Annotated in this window: 19 protein-coding genes and 1 other annotated feature; of the genes, 1 reads left to right on the top strand and 18 read right to left on the bottom strand. The window is 37.8% G+C overall.

From position 1 onward, the window contains the following. Positions 1–52 precede the first annotated feature (52 nt). Entirely contained in the window at positions 53–538 is a 486-nt protein-coding gene (locus AC1ECF_RS00330) for a dUTP diphosphatase (RefSeq protein ID WP_480387392.1), read from the bottom strand. Between the two features lie 95 nt (positions 539–633). Between AC1ECF_RS00330 and AC1ECF_RS00325 the strand changes: the two genes are divergently transcribed. Continuing rightward, entirely contained in the window at positions 634–1020 is a 387-nt protein-coding gene (locus tag AC1ECF_RS00325; RefSeq protein WP_480387391.1) for a sigma-w pathway protein ysdB, read from the top strand. Positions 1021–1503: 483 nt separating this feature from the next. Here AC1ECF_RS00325 and AC1ECF_RS00320 read toward each other — a convergent pair whose 3' ends face one another. The 17 genes from AC1ECF_RS00320 to mutM form a co-directional block, all read right to left on the bottom strand. Continuing rightward, positions 1504–2064 (bottom strand): ATP-binding protein, encoded by a 561-nt coding sequence (locus AC1ECF_RS00320; protein WP_480387390.1) that lies wholly within the window; start codon positions 2062–2064, stop codon positions 1504–1506. Continuing rightward, on the bottom strand, positions 2061–2828 hold the full coding sequence (locus AC1ECF_RS00315; protein WP_480387389.1) for a hypothetical protein: 768 nt from the start codon (positions 2826–2828) through the stop codon (positions 2061–2063). The genes AC1ECF_RS00320 and AC1ECF_RS00315 overlap by 4 nt, the downstream gene beginning before the upstream one ends. Positions 2829–2872: 44 nt before the next feature. Further along, the gene (locus tag AC1ECF_RS00310) at positions 2873–3607 is read right to left on the bottom strand and encodes a DUF5694 domain-containing protein (RefSeq protein WP_480387388.1); all 735 of its coding nucleotides are present in this window, start codon (positions 3605–3607) and stop codon (positions 2873–2875) included. A 166-nt stretch (positions 3608–3773) separates the two neighbouring features. Further along, on the bottom strand, positions 3774–3950 hold the full coding sequence (locus tag AC1ECF_RS00305) for a hypothetical protein (protein ID WP_480387387.1): 177 nt from the start codon (positions 3948–3950) through the stop codon (positions 3774–3776). A gap of 164 nt (positions 3951–4114) precedes the next feature. Next, positions 4115–5488 carry a VanZ family protein gene (locus AC1ECF_RS00300; protein ID WP_480387386.1) on the bottom strand — a complete coding sequence of 458 codons (1374 nt, stop codon included), beginning with the start codon at positions 5486–5488 and terminating at the stop codon, positions 4115–4117. A gap of 922 nt (positions 5489–6410) precedes the next feature. Next, complete coding sequence (locus AC1ECF_RS00295; RefSeq protein WP_480387385.1) at positions 6411–6695, bottom strand: DUF1294 domain-containing protein; 285 nt, start codon at positions 6693–6695, stop codon at positions 6411–6413. A gap of 99 nt (positions 6696–6794) precedes the next feature. Then, the gene (gene rplT / locus AC1ECF_RS00290; RefSeq protein ID WP_480387384.1) at positions 6795–7154 is read right to left on the bottom strand and encodes a 50S ribosomal protein L20; all 360 of its coding nucleotides are present in this window, start codon (positions 7152–7154) and stop codon (positions 6795–6797) included. A 46-nt stretch (positions 7155–7200) separates the two neighbouring features. Beyond that, positions 7201–7401 carry a 50S ribosomal protein L35 gene (gene rpmI / locus AC1ECF_RS00285; RefSeq protein WP_480387383.1) on the bottom strand — a complete coding sequence of 67 codons (201 nt, stop codon included), beginning with the start codon at positions 7399–7401 and terminating at the stop codon, positions 7201–7203. A gap of 30 nt (positions 7402–7431) precedes the next feature. Beyond that, positions 7432–7995: a translation initiation factor IF-3 gene (gene infC, locus AC1ECF_RS00280; protein WP_480387382.1), complete on the bottom strand. Its 564-nt coding sequence runs from the start codon at positions 7993–7995 to the stop codon at positions 7432–7434. A 225-nt stretch (positions 7996–8220) separates the two neighbouring features. Continuing rightward, a complete protein-coding gene (thrS, locus tag AC1ECF_RS00275) occupies positions 8221–10158 on the bottom strand; it encodes a threonine--tRNA ligase (protein ID WP_480387381.1) in 1938 nt (645 codons plus the stop codon). Positions 10159–10231: 73 nt separating this feature from the next. Next, positions 10232–10456: a binding site (T-box leader), on the bottom strand. A 78-nt stretch (positions 10457–10534) separates the two neighbouring features. Next, on the bottom strand, positions 10535–11473 hold the full coding sequence (dnaI, locus tag AC1ECF_RS00270; protein ID WP_480387380.1) for a primosomal protein DnaI: 939 nt from the start codon (positions 11471–11473) through the stop codon (positions 10535–10537). A gap of 10 nt (positions 11474–11483) precedes the next feature. After that, positions 11484–12833: a replication initiation and membrane attachment family protein gene (locus tag AC1ECF_RS00265; RefSeq protein WP_480387379.1), complete on the bottom strand. Its 1350-nt coding sequence runs from the start codon at positions 12831–12833 to the stop codon at positions 11484–11486. Positions 12834–12857: 24 nt separating this feature from the next. Next, entirely contained in the window at positions 12858–13322 is a 465-nt protein-coding gene (gene nrdR, locus AC1ECF_RS00260) for a transcriptional regulator NrdR (RefSeq protein ID WP_480387378.1), read from the bottom strand. 120 nt (positions 13323–13442) lie between these two features. After that, positions 13443–13826, bottom strand: a complete 384-nt coding sequence (speD, locus tag AC1ECF_RS00255) for an adenosylmethionine decarboxylase (RefSeq protein WP_480387377.1) — start codon at positions 13824–13826, stop codon at positions 13443–13445. A 246-nt stretch (positions 13827–14072) separates the two neighbouring features. After that, positions 14073–15107, bottom strand: a complete 1035-nt coding sequence (locus AC1ECF_RS00250; protein ID WP_480387376.1) for a glyceraldehyde-3-phosphate dehydrogenase — start codon at positions 15105–15107, stop codon at positions 14073–14075. Between the two features lie 119 nt (positions 15108–15226). Continuing rightward, complete coding sequence (gene coaE, locus AC1ECF_RS00245) at positions 15227–15817, bottom strand: dephospho-CoA kinase (protein WP_480387375.1); 591 nt, start codon at positions 15815–15817, stop codon at positions 15227–15229. A 12-nt stretch (positions 15818–15829) separates the two neighbouring features. Next, a complete protein-coding gene (gene mutM, locus AC1ECF_RS00240; RefSeq protein ID WP_480387374.1) occupies positions 15830–16702 on the bottom strand; it encodes a bifunctional DNA-formamidopyrimidine glycosylase/DNA-(apurinic or apyrimidinic site) lyase in 873 nt (290 codons plus the stop codon). Positions 16703–16713 lie beyond the last annotated feature (11 nt).

Below are 16713 nucleotides of genomic sequence, written 5' to 3'. Positions count from 1 at the left end.
TTATTTTGGAAATCTCACTCTCATGATTTACCTAGTCACACGACACGCTAACTTAGTAGCCATTTTTTTGTCTTTCATAGTTTGTTTTATTCTTTTCAATATAAGCCTCTAAAACATCCTCGTTTGTGAAGCCTAACTTTTCCGCAATAGCCCCATATAATATCCACACTTTTTGATAAGCTTCTTTTGTAGGATTCTTTAAGAAGAGAAGAATAGCGTTACTTGTTTCAAGAAATAGTGCTGTTAACTCTCCCTCCACCTTTGCAGCTGGCCATTCTTCTAAATCTTCTAAGTCACGTGCAATCCCTAGAGATAACAGAAAATGAATAGAGTCTACATATTCCTCTAGTATAATTGCTCGTTCAGAAGGACCCTTTTTACTCCAGAATTTAAAGCATCGAGTTTCATTTGCAAGCTCAGACAGCTCTATTAACAGTGCGAGTCCTTTCTTTTGAAACACATCTTCTTGTATGTTCATATTTTTTTCTATGTATTGATCTAACGTCTTCTGCATTTGAAATAATTGTTGTAACTTCATATTTCCTCCTAAAAAATTTTTTGAGATATTTTGAAACCAAACTACTTCTTCTATCGTATAGCAGTTATACTGCATTATACAAGGAGGACATTCTCTTGGTCCATATTTTACGATTGCTTATCATTGTACTTATAATATATATTTTTTATAAAATTTTGCGTTACTTATTTGACCCAAAAAGAAAGCTTGATGAGGCACATGAAAAGGAAAGCTACTATTTCTATGATGACATTAAAAATGTTCGTAAAAATTTCTTTATCACCTATAAGGGAGTTATGTTTGAAGGAGAAAAATATTTAGGGACTACAGACCAAGCTTTTGAGGTAGTCTCCATTTTTGTATGGGCAAAGGAACCATCAAAATTACACGGCTTCACCAAAGAAGATTTTTACTTCCTTCAACAAGAGATTAAAATGAATTACCCATCTGCTCATATCAATTGGAAAAGCCCAATCGAGCAGCTAATGAAGGAAGAAGCATAAGACCATACCCAACTATACATCTCAAACAGACTATTACTTCTTTAGTCTGTTTTTATTTTTCAAAAGCAGAAAGGGAGAGCATAGCCTAAAAACTGATTTATATGATCAAGCAAATTTTCACAAGCTCCCTAAAGTAGAAGCGCCATATATAAACAATGAGGTTAATGAACAAATCGGTTCTCAAATTCCCTCCTATTTCGAGAAAAAGGAATGGAAACAAATACTGGCCAATATGCATGTTCCGTCTCTATTTATACACGGGGAAACAGACCCCCGACCGGTTAAATTCGTAAAGGAGCTGTCCTCATCTATACCAAAGAGTCCTTTTTGCCTGATTCCCCAAGCAGGACAATATCCATGCATTGATAACCCAATTTCGTTAAAAGAAAAGCTAACGGAATTTTTAGTGACTACTTGAATTCTCTAAATGAACAAGCACGCAGCTTCCAGATAAAATCGGAAGTGCGTGCCTGTTATAAATGCCTATCTATCTTCGAAATTAGCAACCAGATGATTCACTACCTCTTGCACATCTTTTTCCATTTGAATTGTAAAGAAATAATCCGCTTCCCCTTCGGTTGGAGCACAAACCTCTTCCTTCTCCATATCTGATTGCTGACGATCCAATACCTCTAAAAAGCTTTTAGCAGTCCTTAACATATCCGTATTTCTACTACTGTTCTTCACTCGTTTGTAGAGCACTTCATCCGGGAGATCAAAAAATATAAGAATCGTTGTAAAACCATTTTGCTTATAATAAGTTAACAGCTTTTCTCGACCAAGCTTATTATAATTAGAATTACAGAGGATTATATGATGGTTTGTTTCGTGTACCACATAATCTACCATTGTTTGAGTCAAAGTATACTTTATCTTATTCGGTCCTTTTTGGTGAAATAAAGTCGGGTAATAGTCTTTTAGAAACTGGGCATGATTATCTTGATCGATTACTACCGAATTTGCAAGTTCCTTTTCTAATTTATGTGCAAAGGTGGTTTTCCCGCTATGCGTTTTTCCTACTGTCATAATGACGAAGCGATTCATTCAACTGTCTCCTTCGCACGAAACAAATGATTCACTTGGAAATAATCTGCAAGGGATTTCTGTCTGCCCTCCTTATGCCACTTGTGATACTCGTTAAATAGTACAAGTGGGTCTCCTCCAGCTCTTTCTTCCACTAAATGCTTGATTGTCAAAAAGCTTCGCTTGTATTCAAACATAATGTTTGTTAGAGGCTTTTGATATGTACTAGTACCAAATTCATCTATACTGTTCACCCCATATTGTTCTTTGTAAAAGTTTAGTGCCGCTAGCTCAGTAGAAGAAAGCTCCTCAAATGCTGAATCTCCTAACAAATACCTTCTACTTAGATAATCACACATTCCTTCCTCAAACCAGATGGATTCTAAGTAATCTTCCTCGAATTCATCTACAAATAAGTCTATATGATGTACTAGCTCATGTCCTGCAATAGTTAAAATGATTTCATCACTTAGATTTTGATAATAGTTCGTCACTTTTTCGTCTTTTATATCCTTATATACTCTTAAGAAAAAGCTTCTCCAAGCGTCCAAATCTGGTGTTATATAAACAAGATCCTTATTTGTAAAGGCTGGAATTGGCAGCTCAGAGAAGAAACTTGTTGCAAGTGGCTCCGAGGTCCATACATATCCTTTCGGCTTCTCTCTTAACTCAAATTTTTCTTGCAAAAGCTGTTGAAATTCTGAAAGTCTTTCCTGAAAGCTTTCAATTCTTTTCATATACTGTATCGCATCCTCTGGCTTTTCAAACGCATAAATATGTTTCATAAAAGTCCCCCCTCCCCTTATTTTACAATAATTTCCAAAAATAATTAAGATAAGTAATCATCCGCCAATACTACTTCTACGAGGTCGCTTTCTCTTAAAAAGTTATTTAACATTTCTACATGTGCACCACCGATAATTAATAATATTCTTTCATGACTGGCTTCAATTAACTCTGTTAAATTCGTAAATATAATCAAGTTTCGCTGGTACCACCATAGCAGCCAATCCAGACCAATATATTGATCGGCATTTTTTAATCTAGCAGAATTGATGTACATTTTCTGATGCTTCTTTATCATTTCAGGATTATTTATTTCTTGGTACATCTCTAATATACTTTGATATCCAGACTTTTCTTCAAGCATAGCTTCCATTTCCCCATATATAAATCGGAACAGCTCCGGTTCATTTGTCTTCGCCCATTGATAGACCTCTCCAGCACTCTTTATTGCCACTCCCTTTTCCATCCAATCAATACAATAAACCTCTGGATGATTACATTCTGCAGCAATGCGATAACCAATCTGATCAACTTCATTTAATCCTAACGAATAGCTACCATTTAGGTAGTTTTTATACTCTTCATTTATCTGGTTATTTTTGCTCTTTTCCACCTCGACAGCTACCTTTGTAGGTTTAAAAGCCTTCACTTTCTCTACTACTATTTTTATTTCCTCTTGTCTTTTAGCAGACAACAGTTGATCTACCTCTGTCTGAATTAAATCACCAGTCTGCCCCATATGAAATGTCCCCAATATCATCACTTTTGGTTTACCCATATAAAATCCCCCCTTACTTCAGCATTCTACAGAAGTTTGGATTCTCCTTCATTTTGGATATAGTCGGCAAGAGATTTCTGTCTGTCTTCCTTATGCCACTTGTGATACTCGTTAAATAGTACAAGTGGGTCTCCTCCACCTTTTTCTTCCACTAAATGCTTGATTGTCAAAAAGCTTCGTTTGTATTCAAACATAATAATTTTGTTAAAGGCTTTTGATATAAATCAATACCAAATTCATCTATACTGCTTGCCCCATATTGCTCCTTGTAAATTAGTGCCGCTAGCTCAATAGAAGAAAGCTCCTCAAATGCAGAATCCTCAAGCAAATACTTTCTGTTCAACTGTTTGTGCAATTTTTATAAAAAACTGTATAATCAATAGTACAAGCAAAAAGGCACAAACGTTGATTTAACAACATTCGTACCTTCAATTTGTATAGTTCAATTTAAATCATATCTCAGTTTCTTTATGATTAGAGTTAAATAAAAATTTTAATATTCACTTTTTATTCTATCCCAGGTATATAGATAACGCTCTTTTCCCCGTTAATTGTGCCACTAAATACATAAATAGGTTGATAAAATCCTTTAGAATCCAGTTCATATGCTTGCTTTACTTGTTGAATTTGCATTTCCTTAATATTTTTATCATATACCTTAAACTTACCATCTAACAATTCATTATAGGCTTGTTGTTCGCTTTTTAACTTAATTTCTCTTACCCTTTTATATTCAACTATGTTATTTAATACACTTTTAATCGTTTTATCCTGATAATAAGCTACTTTCAATGTTCCATCAATTAACTGGTTATTTGTTTCAAATTGATTGATTTTCCATTCATACCGACCTACATCCATTCTTTCAAATTGTGCAGTTTCCGGAATGGTTATCCCCATTTCTTGGAGAGAAAATGCTAATGTTTGTTCATCTGTATCAGCAGGTTCCACATTAAAACTTGAAAAATCGGTAATTTCATAGGATCCATCTAAAAAGTGAAGCCATATAAAATACGAAGGCTCCCCATGATAGCGGTAATTTGCTTCATTTTGATAATCAATAATTTCTATTGAAGATGTATCTACATTGATTTTTTCAAATATTTCATAAGCCTTTTGTTGCGCTTCGTTCTTCGTTAAACTTGGTGCCTTGTAAACTGTTGCCGTAGGGTTTTCGTCATTGAAAGTTATCATCGTTGATACCCTCGCATCTCCCATATTCGCCTTAACCGCGGGAACGATAGCTAAATTCCCAAACTCTTTTTGCTCATAATATGTAAACATTCCTAGTGATAATCCAATGACAAGTAGTAATGGCGTTAAAGATAAAGCTCGTAAAGACCATCGTTTCACTATGAAAACCTTCACTAAACCAAAACCTATGAGTGCTCCTACTACATTATTAAATAAATCATCTAATTCAAAAATGCCTACACCTGTTATGTATTGTACAGCTTCAATAAATCCAGTAAATAATACCGCAGCAAGTGACGTCCAGACTAGTGAGGAAAATCGTTTAAATAATAGTGGCAGGAAAATGCCAAAGGGCACAAACATTGCAATGTTAAAATAAATATATTGCCAATCACGCACACTAAAATCATACCAAGCTTCTCGAAACGAGCTAAACAGTGCTAAATTGACGTTACCTTCATAATTTGCCCCACGGTTCAGTAGCGTTAGCGCACATACTGATATGATATATAATATAAACGATACAGAAACAACTACTTGTTTACCTTTCAATCGCTTATCACCAGCAAACTTTTTCAAATAAATAAATCGATATAGTATAAAAACAATTAAACAAATAATAATTGTCGCACTTAGTGCCAACACTATATTTCGTTGTAACATCTGAATAATCTCTTCTAATCTCACGTCTACCACTCCTATTCTGATTTAAGTAATCACTTATAATTTTAACGGAATTATATTGCAAAAAGTTCCAATAAAGAGAGTTTTTATTTCACAAAAAAATCCCCAAAGCGTTGTTAGGGAATTTTATAGTATATAACCTTGAGAACGCATATAACTAATGATATTCGTTATACAACAATCAGGCCCTATTGTTGAAGATACTTGCAAAACGGAAGATGGTGATTAGAAGAAATAATTTTTCTTTAAATAAATATGTAGAATGATTGGTTAGGCAAATCCATTCCAGATAGTTTCGCGTGGGATTTAAAAGGCTGACAAAAGTTTCTACAGAAAGGACATCCTGAATAAGTGTTATTAAACGATTAGAATTTAAATGCTATGTATTTTGTGAGAAAACTATTTTTTATCCTCCTTTACTTATGTAGCAACTAGAACAATCGGCAAGCAGCTCTGCTTTCTAAGCACACTACTAGCAGGTGGTATATGATTAAGAGATTATTAAAAATTTCTCTAAGATGAGGGAGAAAGGAGTTTCACGAGGAAGCATTTCGCTATATGTGGAGTATGTAGTTGATAAGAGCAAACGATTCTGTTGGTTTCTACGAAAAGCGGACCTTAACAACGAGGAGTTCCATGGTTTGGTACTATTAATTATAAAGCCATCTGGTTGATGGGAGCGTAGGCGTCGACTCCAGTGGGATGAGTGAGACAGATAAGACATCACAACGGCACGCGTTAGCGTTCGGTGATGGCTTATCTTCTGGAGGGAAAACTAAGAACGTCACATCGTGTGCCAACGTTTTCCTGACCAACATCCTGTTGGCCTCCACTCCAAGCGTACGCCTAAAGCGGACATCAACAACTAGGAGGAACTCCTTATAATGAGGTCCACTAATATCTTATTAAGCATACAGCAGTCCACTTAAAAAACTATCACTTCATTATCCGACAGCAGCCAGAATATCAAAAACATATACATAAGCAAGAGCATCAAAAAGCCAACCCGAAAATTCGTATGCTTCGTCTTATGATGAAAAACTCGCATACCCAAGTAAGCACCGATTCCCCCACCAAAAATAGCAAACGTCCATAACGTTCTCTCCGGAATTCGCTGCCCACTTTTCCTTGCCTGAGCCTTATCATACCCCATCAAGCAAAACGCTGAAATGGACATCAACAAAATAAAAATAAGAACCACATTTATCATCAAAATTCCCCCATAAAAATGCAATACTACATCAACAAACTCTCATTCCTATTAAAAAAAGCTGATAGAATTCCTCTATCAGCTTTTCGTAAGTACTACTTATTTATTGATTGCTTTTTTAGCTGCATCTGCTAATTGAGCGAATGCTGCTGCATCAGTTACTGCTAAGTCTGCAAGCATTTTACGGTTAACGTCGATGTTAGCAAGCTTTAAACCGTGCATTAAACGGCTATAAGAAAGACCGTTCATACGTGCTGCTGCATTAATACGAGTGATCCATAATTTACGGAAATCACGTTTCTTTTGACGACGGTCACGGTATGCATACATTAAAGATTTCATAACCTGTTGGTTTGCTACTTTATATAATGTATGTTTAGAACCGTAATAACCTTTAGCTAATTTTAATACCTTTTTACGACGCTGGCGCGTCACTGTTCCGCCTTTTACGCGTGGCATATTCATTACCTCCTGCTTATTCTATCGAATGTGTAAGTTTCTCTTATTATTTCATGTAAGTAAGTAAAGTTTTGATACGTTTGTAATCGCCTGAAGTTACCATTTTTGCTTTACGTAAATGACGTTTAGCTTTAGTAGATTTGTTAGCGAATAAGTGGCTTCCGTAAGCGCGGTCACGTTTTAATTTACCAGTACCTGTTTTTTTGAAACGCTTCGCAGCTCCACGGTGAGTTTTCATTTTCGGCATGTCGAATTCCTCCTAAACAATTGTACTCTATTACTGTTTTTCGTTCTTTGGCGCTAGCACCAAGAACATGCTGCGGCCATCCATTTTCGGTTTTGCTTCGATAGTGGATACTTCCGCACAAGCTTCAGCGAATCTATCTAATACACGTTGACCAATCTCTTTATGAGTAATCGCACGTCCTTTAAAGCGAATAGATGCTTTCACTTTGTCTCCTTTTTCAAGGAACTTGATCGCGTTTTTTAATTTCGTTTGGAAATCGTGCTCATCTATTGTTGGGCTCAAACGAACCTCTTTTATAACGATGACTTTTTGATTTTTACGAACTTCGCGGTCTTTCTTTTGCTGCTCAAATTTGAATTTACCATAGTCCATGATACGAGCGACCGGCGGCTTGGCTTGAGGAGCCACAAGGACAAGATCCAAATTTACACGACCTGCAATTTCAAGTGCTTCATTACGAGTTTTTAAACCTAATTGTTCTCCATTTTGGTCAATAACGCGTAGTTCGCGTGCTCGAATGCCATCGTTTACATACATGTCTTTGCTAATAACAATCCACCTCCAGATAGTGTCGCGAATACATGGTTTGGGCATACATTCCGTAGAAACGAATTAGTTACGCCGTTTTCGATCCATTAAAAAAGCGAACAGACATAAATGTCTGCCCGCCGATATGAGAACATGCAACGCATGTTACAGTCGATCGTGTGCTTACCAGTCAACAAATGTGTCAAACAGGTGAGAAGCGGGCAGCCTCTTCTTATACCACAAACTTGTATTCAATAACCTTATTAACTATATCATCTACTAGGTAACATGTCAACTGTTATGTGAAACTTCTTCTTTTATTCGAGCTAAGAACTCATCAAAAGGAATGCTTTCTGATTTTTGTTCTCCGTATTTACGTACATTTACTGTCCCTGCTTCTAACTCTTTATCTCCCAAAACAAGCATGTATGGGATTTTTTGCATTTGTGCCTCACGAATTTTATAGCCAAGCTTTTCTTCTCTATCATCCATTTCTACACGTAAGCCTGCAGCAACTAATTTTTCTTCTACATCTTTTGCATATTCGAAGTGTACTTCGTTAGAAACTGGGATAACTTCCACTTGAACAGGAGCTAACCATGTTGGGAAAGCACCTTTATATTCCTCAATTAAGAATGCTACAAAGCGTTCCATTGTAGACACTACGCCACGGTGGATAACAACAGGGCGATGCTGCTTACCGTTTTCTCCAACATACGTTAAGTCAAAGCGCTCTGGTAATAGGAAATCAAGTTGAACTGTGGATAGCGTTTCCTCTTTACCAATAGCTGTCTTCACTTGGACATCAAGCTTTGGACCGTAGAAAGCAGCTTCTCCATCTGCTTCAAAGTAGTCAAAGCCTAGTTCATCCATTGCTTCCTTCAGCATGCTTTGTGCTTTTTCCCACATGTCATCGTCATCAAAATATTTCTCTTTATCCTCTGGATCTCTATAAGAAAGACGGAAGGAGTAGTCTTCTAACTTAAAGTCTTTGTAGACAGAAACAATAAGCTCTACTACCTTTTTAAATTCCTCTTTGATTTGATCAGGACGCACAAAAATATGAGCATCGTTCAATGTCATTCCACGTACGCGTTGCAATCCCGAAACAGCTCCAGACATTTCGTAGCGGTGCATTGTTCCAAGCTCTGCAATACGTAATGGAAGGTTACGATAAGAATGCATTCCGTTTTTAAAAACCATCATGTGGTGTGGACAGTTCATCGGACGAAGTACAAGTGTCTCATTATCCATCTCCATTGGTGGGAACATGGAATCTTGGTAGTGCTCCCAGTGACCAGATGTTTCGTAAAGCTCCTTGGACCCTAGTACTGGTGTATACACGTGCTTGTAACCAAGCTTTAGCTCCTTATCCACGATGTAGCGCTCAATTACACGACGAATCGTAGCTCCATTTGGAAGCCATAAAGGAAGACCTTGACCAACCTTTTGAGAATTCATGAAAAGATCTAGCTCTTTCCCGATTTTACGGTGATCACGTTCTTTTGCTTCCTCTAACAGACGAAGATGCTCTTGAAGGTCTTCTTTTTTGAAGAAAGCAGTCCCGTAGATACGTTGAAGCATTTTATTGTCACTATTTCCGCGCCAGTATGCACCTGCAATGCTCAATAGTTTGAATTCCCTTAATTTCCCTGTAGAAGGAACATGGACTCCGCGGCAAAGATCAAAGAAATCACCTTGCTCGTAGATAGAAACCTGCTCATCCTCCGGAATTGCTTCTAATAGCTCCAGCTTATATTCATCGTCAATTTCCTTGAAGCGATTATAAGCCTCTTGACGAGATACGTCATGACGGACAATCTCGATATTTTCATTAATAATCTTTTTCATTTCTTTTTCAATTAAAACTAAGTCGTCCGCTGTAATCGGCTCTGGAGAATCCACGTCATAGTAGAAGCCCCCTTCAATTACCGGTCCAACACCAAGCTTTACATCCTTGAAAAGGCGTTTTACTGCCTGTGCAAGTAAATGCGCAGTGCTATGACGAAGGATTTCTAATGCTTCCTCTGATTCCGGAGTAATAATTGCAATTTCCCCGTCCTCTGTAATTGGTGTCTTTAAATCAATAAGACGTCCACTTAGTTTACCTGCTAATGCCTTTTTACGAAGACCTGGACTAATAGATTGTGCTACATCTTCAGTAGAAGTTCCCGCAGGGAATTCCTTCACAGCCCCATCAGGGAATGTTAATTTAATCATTTCTGCCATTTGTGACACTCCTTCGTTTAATAATTACATGGTACCTAAAGGTTTTTTATACAACAAAAAACCTCCTCCCTATAAAAGGGACGAGGTACGATTCGTGGTTCCACCCTTCTTCAGTCTATTAGAAATAGACGAAGCTCTACATCGGCTAACGGGCCGGTGACCGGTAAGCTGCTACAGCTATTCACAGCTACTGCTCCGAGGTGGTAAATCGATTGCCGGTACTTAAGAAGCTTACAGCCAAGGCTTCTCTCTCTAAAAAGTCGTACAAACTGATTATTGTCCTCATCAAGGCATTTAGTTATCCTTATATGAACTTGATTATACGTTAGGAAAAGTTTGTTTGCAAGTTGTTATTTAAACAATTTTCTCCTTGATTTTACGTATTACGCCAGTTTTTGCCCTGTAGCATAATTGGCACTGTCAAGGTACGTATACGCTCCATAATACGCCCTGCCTTTACTACTTCCTTTTCCCCTCTCTGTGTAACTGAAAGGTGATGCTCTAACTCATTGTAATTAAAATTAGAGGTAATAAAAGTAGGTAAACGCTCAGACATTCGATAATGTAAAATGGTACCTAATATCTCATCACGTGTCCAGCTTGTCATTGCCTCTGCACCAATATCGTCAAGCATGAGTACTGGAGCCTTTTTCACAAAGTCGATTTTTTGAGACAACGTATGGTCCTGAATAGCCTGCTTCATTTCTCTTAAGAACTCAGGCACATAGATAACAACGGAATGGATATGTCTTGCTGCTAATTCGTTTGCCAATGCTCCTAGCAAATACGACTTCCCTACACCAAACTCCCCATATATATAGAGCCCTTTGGATGGCAGTTCATTTGTCTGCTCCCATTCATTTAAGAAATCCTTTGCAGCACGAACAGCAACAACCCTGCTTCCATCCTCCAGATCTATATTAGATAGGCTGGCTTCCATAACTTCTTTCGGCATATGCATGCTATCAATCATAGAAGTTACCTTCCGTCTCTCATCCTCCATTACCCCACGCCGACAGCGAATATACTCTGTATCGATCAAGTTACGGTCAATATAAAGCTTTGGCTCATAGCCCTTCATGAGGTTAACACATTCACCCAAGGAAGGACAGTCCTCGCATTGGTGTGACTGAGATTTAAATTCATAAAGCTTGTTTAAACTCTTTCTTACCATTTCTTTCGTAATCACTTCTGCATTCTGTTCCATAAATTTTTGAACTTCCGCATCCTCTAATACCTCTTGCTGTAGTTCACTTAATTTTGAAGATATTTCCGGGGAAATGACTCTCTTTAATGTTTCGTTTACTCGTTCCATTTCTTTTCACCTACCTCTTTATTCCGAGTTCTTCCATCAGTTTTTGGCGCTCTGCATCAATGTCTTGAATACCGTTCGTTACATTTCCTGATTGTTTCAACTTACCATCTTTTTTATAGAACCAGTCTGGCACCTTTTCTTCTCTGGTAGGCTTTTTCGTATAAGTTTTTGCGCTGGAGCCCTCTGTCTTCCATTTTAGGTATTGCTCATGCTCTTTTCTTGCAAGCTCCATTGCTTCCTTGGCTGTTTTGACACCCTTACGATTCCAATGGGAAGCTATTTTTTCTGCATAGTTTTTTGTTAGCTTCATATCAGTTCGCAACAAAACATATTGCAGCAATACGTTAACCACACCAATTGGCATTTTGAAATACGTCACAAAATGATTAGCCAGTTGAACATCCGCTAAAATCGGCTCTTTCCCGTTCGCAATATCTCTTAGTACGTCAACCGGAGGAGTATTTTCTAAATAATAGAGAAGCTCTTCCTCTTTAGACATGGACCTAATTGGTGCAGGAGTAGATACTTTTGGCTCTATCTTTTCTATGACAGGAGCTGTTTTAGAGACTGTCAGCTTGTAATATTCTGCACAGGCTTTCGTCAATCTGGCTTCCGTCAAGCGAAGCTCCTCGTCCAATGCTAGAATAACTACCTTCTGCATTTCAATTGGACTTAAATTATAGAGGTAAGCAAGCTTGGCGATTAATTCCTTTGCTTCAAAGGTTAAAGCAGATTTAGGGACAAGCTGCTCTGATAATCCCTCCTGTAATAGACCAAAATCAAAGCTGTCATAAAAAAATGGGATTTTCCCACGCTCTCCCCTAGATTCATATTCTTCTTCAACAGACAATGATGCTTTTCCTCTAGTTGATGGTTTGAACACATCTAAAAAAGTACGAGATACTTCTTTATACCCTTCGTTCCAGTCAGCATTTTGTATGTACCTGCTACGCAGCTGCTTGTATGCATGCTCTCCAATTTTATTAAATAAGAACATCGAGAGCAATGGATCCTTCAAAAAAGATTCGGGGTCAAGCGGCGCCTCTAATTCATAGTAAAACATTCTACCGCTATCCTCAGACTTTTGCCAGGTTTTTAGCAGACCAATTGCCTCTAACGATATTCTTGCTTGAAAAACCTTACCTAGGGACACACCCAGCACATTCATTAAATGATAATGGGGCCACTCATGCTCATCTTTTAATTCTCCATCTGCCCATAAGGTTAAATAAAGACTTATTCCCTCAGCACCAACGATCGGCTGATAAAACAAAGTCAATAGTTGACGATCATAGTCCGAAAAAGAATATGGCAAGCGAATTTTATATGAATCAGTAGCATTCAGCTCTTTATATAACATACTTCATTCACCATCTCTTTCCTTTTATAACGAAGGGTTTTTCTTTAATATCTCTTTTAGTTCCTCAATAAATACATTGATGTCTTTGAATTGTCGATAAACGGAAGCAAAGCGAACGTAAGCTACCTCATCTATTTCCGCAAGCTTGTCCATCACTTTTTCTCCGACCTCTTCCGATTTAATTTCAGAATTCCCCGTTCTTCTTAGCTCTTTCTCAATAAAATAAACAACATCTTCAAGCTGACTTAAAGCCACCGGTCTTTTCTCACAAGCTCGAATAAGACCTCGCAATACCTTTTCGCGACTAAATTCCTCTCGAGACCCATCCTTTTTCACTACAATTAAAGGCGTTTCCTCTACCTTTTCAAAAGTGGTAAATCGAAAACCACAGTCTTCGCATTCCCTTCTTCTTCTTATAGCCTTGTTGTCATCCACTGGGCGTGAATCAACTACCTTCGTACCGTTAAATTGGCATGCTGGGCACCTCATATATACCTCTCCTAAATCATACATTAAATTTTTGTATATCTATTATAACAATTTTTTTCAATAAAATCGAAAAAGCAGAGGAATCTCTTCCTCTGCTCACTCATTATAGTCATGTTTTTCTTACGCTTGAACTGACACACGTGCTTTTGGTGCATTAACTGGCCCCATACCACGAGGCATTTCGAGCGTTTCGCGCGTTCCAGCATTAAGAGCGTCTGCAATATAGTTAGCAGCGATTGTCGGATCTAAATCTCCACATGTGTAGACATCGATGCTAGCGTATCCGTGCTCTGGAAAGCTGTGAATCGTTAAATGCGATTCAGAAATAATAACGACTCCACTCACACCTTGAGGTGCAAATTTGTGGAATGCAACTTCTCTAACCTCTGCACCAGATTTGAGTGCAGCATCAACAAAAGTTTGCTCGATAAATTGCATATCGTTAAGCTTGTCAAAATCGCACTCCCATAGTTCTGCAATAATGTGACGTCCCATTGTCTCCAATGTCCGTTTCCCCCTTTGATTAGTTTAATTTTTATCAAAGTTGACTACCACGGGGGAAAGTTAGTCCAAAGAGGTCCTAACCCTTTAAGTAGTCCATGTACTAGAAGTACACGATTCCAATTATAGAATATATATATTCGTTTGGCAATAAAAAAAATCCTCTTTCTAGAAATTTAGAAAGAGGATGGAAAAAATTTTAAAATATAGGTTGTTGACCATTTAATAAATGGCCAGACGACACTTCAATCAGCTATTTCTTACAAAGTTATCCTCAACTTGTAGCGCATTAGCCACTTTTTTTGTTAAGTCTACTACTCTAGCAGAATAGCCCCACTCGTTATCATACCAAGCTAAAACCTTCACCTTTGTATCTCCCATTACCATAGTAGTTAAGCCATCAATAGTACTAGATTGAGTAGTAGTGTTATAGTCAATAGAAACAAGTGGCTCCATTGAAATTCCAAGGATTCCTTTCATCGGACCTTCCGCAGCCTTCACAAATGCTTCATTGACTTGTTCTGCTGTAACTGGTTGTTTGACATCCACTACTAAATCTACTAAAGATACGTTTGGAGTTGGAACTCGAAGCGCCATACCATGGATTTTCCCTTTTAGTTCCGGAAGAACTAGTGAAAGCGCTTTAGCTGCTCCCGTAGAAGTAGGAATAATTGATTGCCCACAAGAACGAGCACGTCTTAAGTCCTTATGTGGGTTATCCAAGTTATTTTGATCGTTTGTATAGGCATGAACAGTTGTCATTAACCCATTTTCAATTCCGAATGAATCATTTAACACTTTTACTACTGGAGCTAAGCAGTTTGTTGTACAGCTTGCATTAGAGATGATATTTTGTGTTGCAACATCTAATTGATCATCGTTTACTCCAATCACTATTGTTGCATCCTCATTTTTAGCAGGTGCAGTAATAACGACTTTTTTTGCTCCTGCTTTCAGATGTCCAGAAGCTTTTTCTCCATCATTGAACTTTCCTGTTGACTCAATCACGATATCAACGTTCAATTCTTTCCAAGGAAGATTTTCTGGTTCACGCTCGTTAACAATTTCTACTCTTTGACCGTTCACTACTAAAGCATTGTCTGTAATTTCAATTTCTCCAGTAAAGGTACCGTGTGTTGAATCATATTTAATCAGATGAGCAAGCGTCTCTAGTGAATATCTTGCATTAATTGCTACTATTCTTAAATCCTCTTGAAAAATTGCCTGACGAAATACCATACGACCTATACGACCAAAACCATTAATTGCTACCGAAGCTGACATTTTATATCCTCCTATAACGTGTGATACTTTTTTGTTTTTTACTCGTAATTAGTATAACACATTTTTATGAATACGCAGCCTTAAAACGACAGTATATTATATTCGGAGTATTCGAACAATTATATATTCCATGACAGCAATATTTTTTTTAATTGCTCTTCCGCCGATTGAACCGTACCGTTGTTATATATGACAGCATCTGCACCCTTTTCTTTGATGGAGAGAGGCAATTGGGAGTGTATCCGTGCTTTTGCCTCTTCTAAAGTATAATTATTTCTTTTCATTAGTCTTTGAAGCTGCGTCTCCTCTGTAACGGTCACTACAATGATTTTATCTACAAAGGATTGTAGCTTGCTTTCAAAGAGCAAGGGTATATCCATAATAATTGTTTGATGACCGGCTTGTATTAGCTCCTCTTTCTGTCTGAGCATTTCTGCTCTGATTGCAGGATGTATAATGTCATTTAGCTGTTTCCGTTTAGCAGGAGAATGAAAGATGATGGATCCTAATTTTTCTCTATTTAAGGACCCATCCTCCGTTAATATTTCATCACCAAAAGCAAACTGAATTGCTTGTAATGTTTCTGTCCCCTTTTCCACCACTACTCTCGCTACAAGGTCAGCATCTATGACGGGATAGCCCATAGACTTCAGCATATTAGAAACAGTGCTCTTCCCACTTGCAATACTACCTGTTAATCCAATAATCATCTTGTTCCCCCATTACCTTTGACATTTTCCACAATACGTTGATGTTCGACCACCAATTGTTTGCTGTTTCGTTTTACTGCCACAAGCGCCACATTCCTTTTTTCCATACATTTGGAGCCTGTGTTGCATATTCCCCGCACCACCATTAATGGAACGGTAATCAGAAATAGTACTTCCTCCGTTTTCGATGCTATCAAGTAGAACAATCACAATTTCTTGGAAAAGCTGAATCTTTCTCTCTCTGCTAATCCTTTTTACCTTTCTAGCAGGGTGTATTTTCATCCGAAAAAGCGCCTCAGTTGCGTAGATATTCCCACATCCTGAAACGACATGCCCATCCATGATAAATTCCTTAATCGCTTTATTTTCATATTTAGGGAGCTTACTTAGCTCTAAGAAATGATCAAGGGCATTTTCATCAAACGGCTCAGGTGCCATTAATAGTAAGGGAGGGTGATCAGCCTCTTTTTCTAAAAATCGCAGTTCACCAAATCTTCTAATATCGGCATATACAAGCATGTCACCTTCTTCAAAGTGTAAGGTAACGTGCGCATGTTTCCTAAATTTCTCTTCCAATATATCGAGTATGCTCCGTACATAGAACCAGGCCCCCGACATCCCTAAGTGGGATACGAGGAGCTGTTCCTTTTTATCTTGTTGAAGATGAAAATAAATATATTTGGATCTTCTTTGAATGCTTGTAATTTGTTTTCCGACTAGCAGCCTTTGAAAATCTTCTACGCTGCTCCCTTTAATAATGGCTTCCTTCCCCTTCATCTTGGAGGTAAGGATTGTTTCTGAAACATCGACAGACTTAATCGTTTTTCCAGTAACTACTGGCTGGAGGCCTCTTACAACCCCCTCTACTTCTGGTAATTCCGGCATTTCTATTACTC

The sequence above is a fragment of the Psychrobacillus sp. Z3-81 genome, from assembly GCF_056620325.1.
Note: the sequence above shows the minus strand (reverse complement) of the source record. Positions and strands in the feature narration are given on the sequence as shown.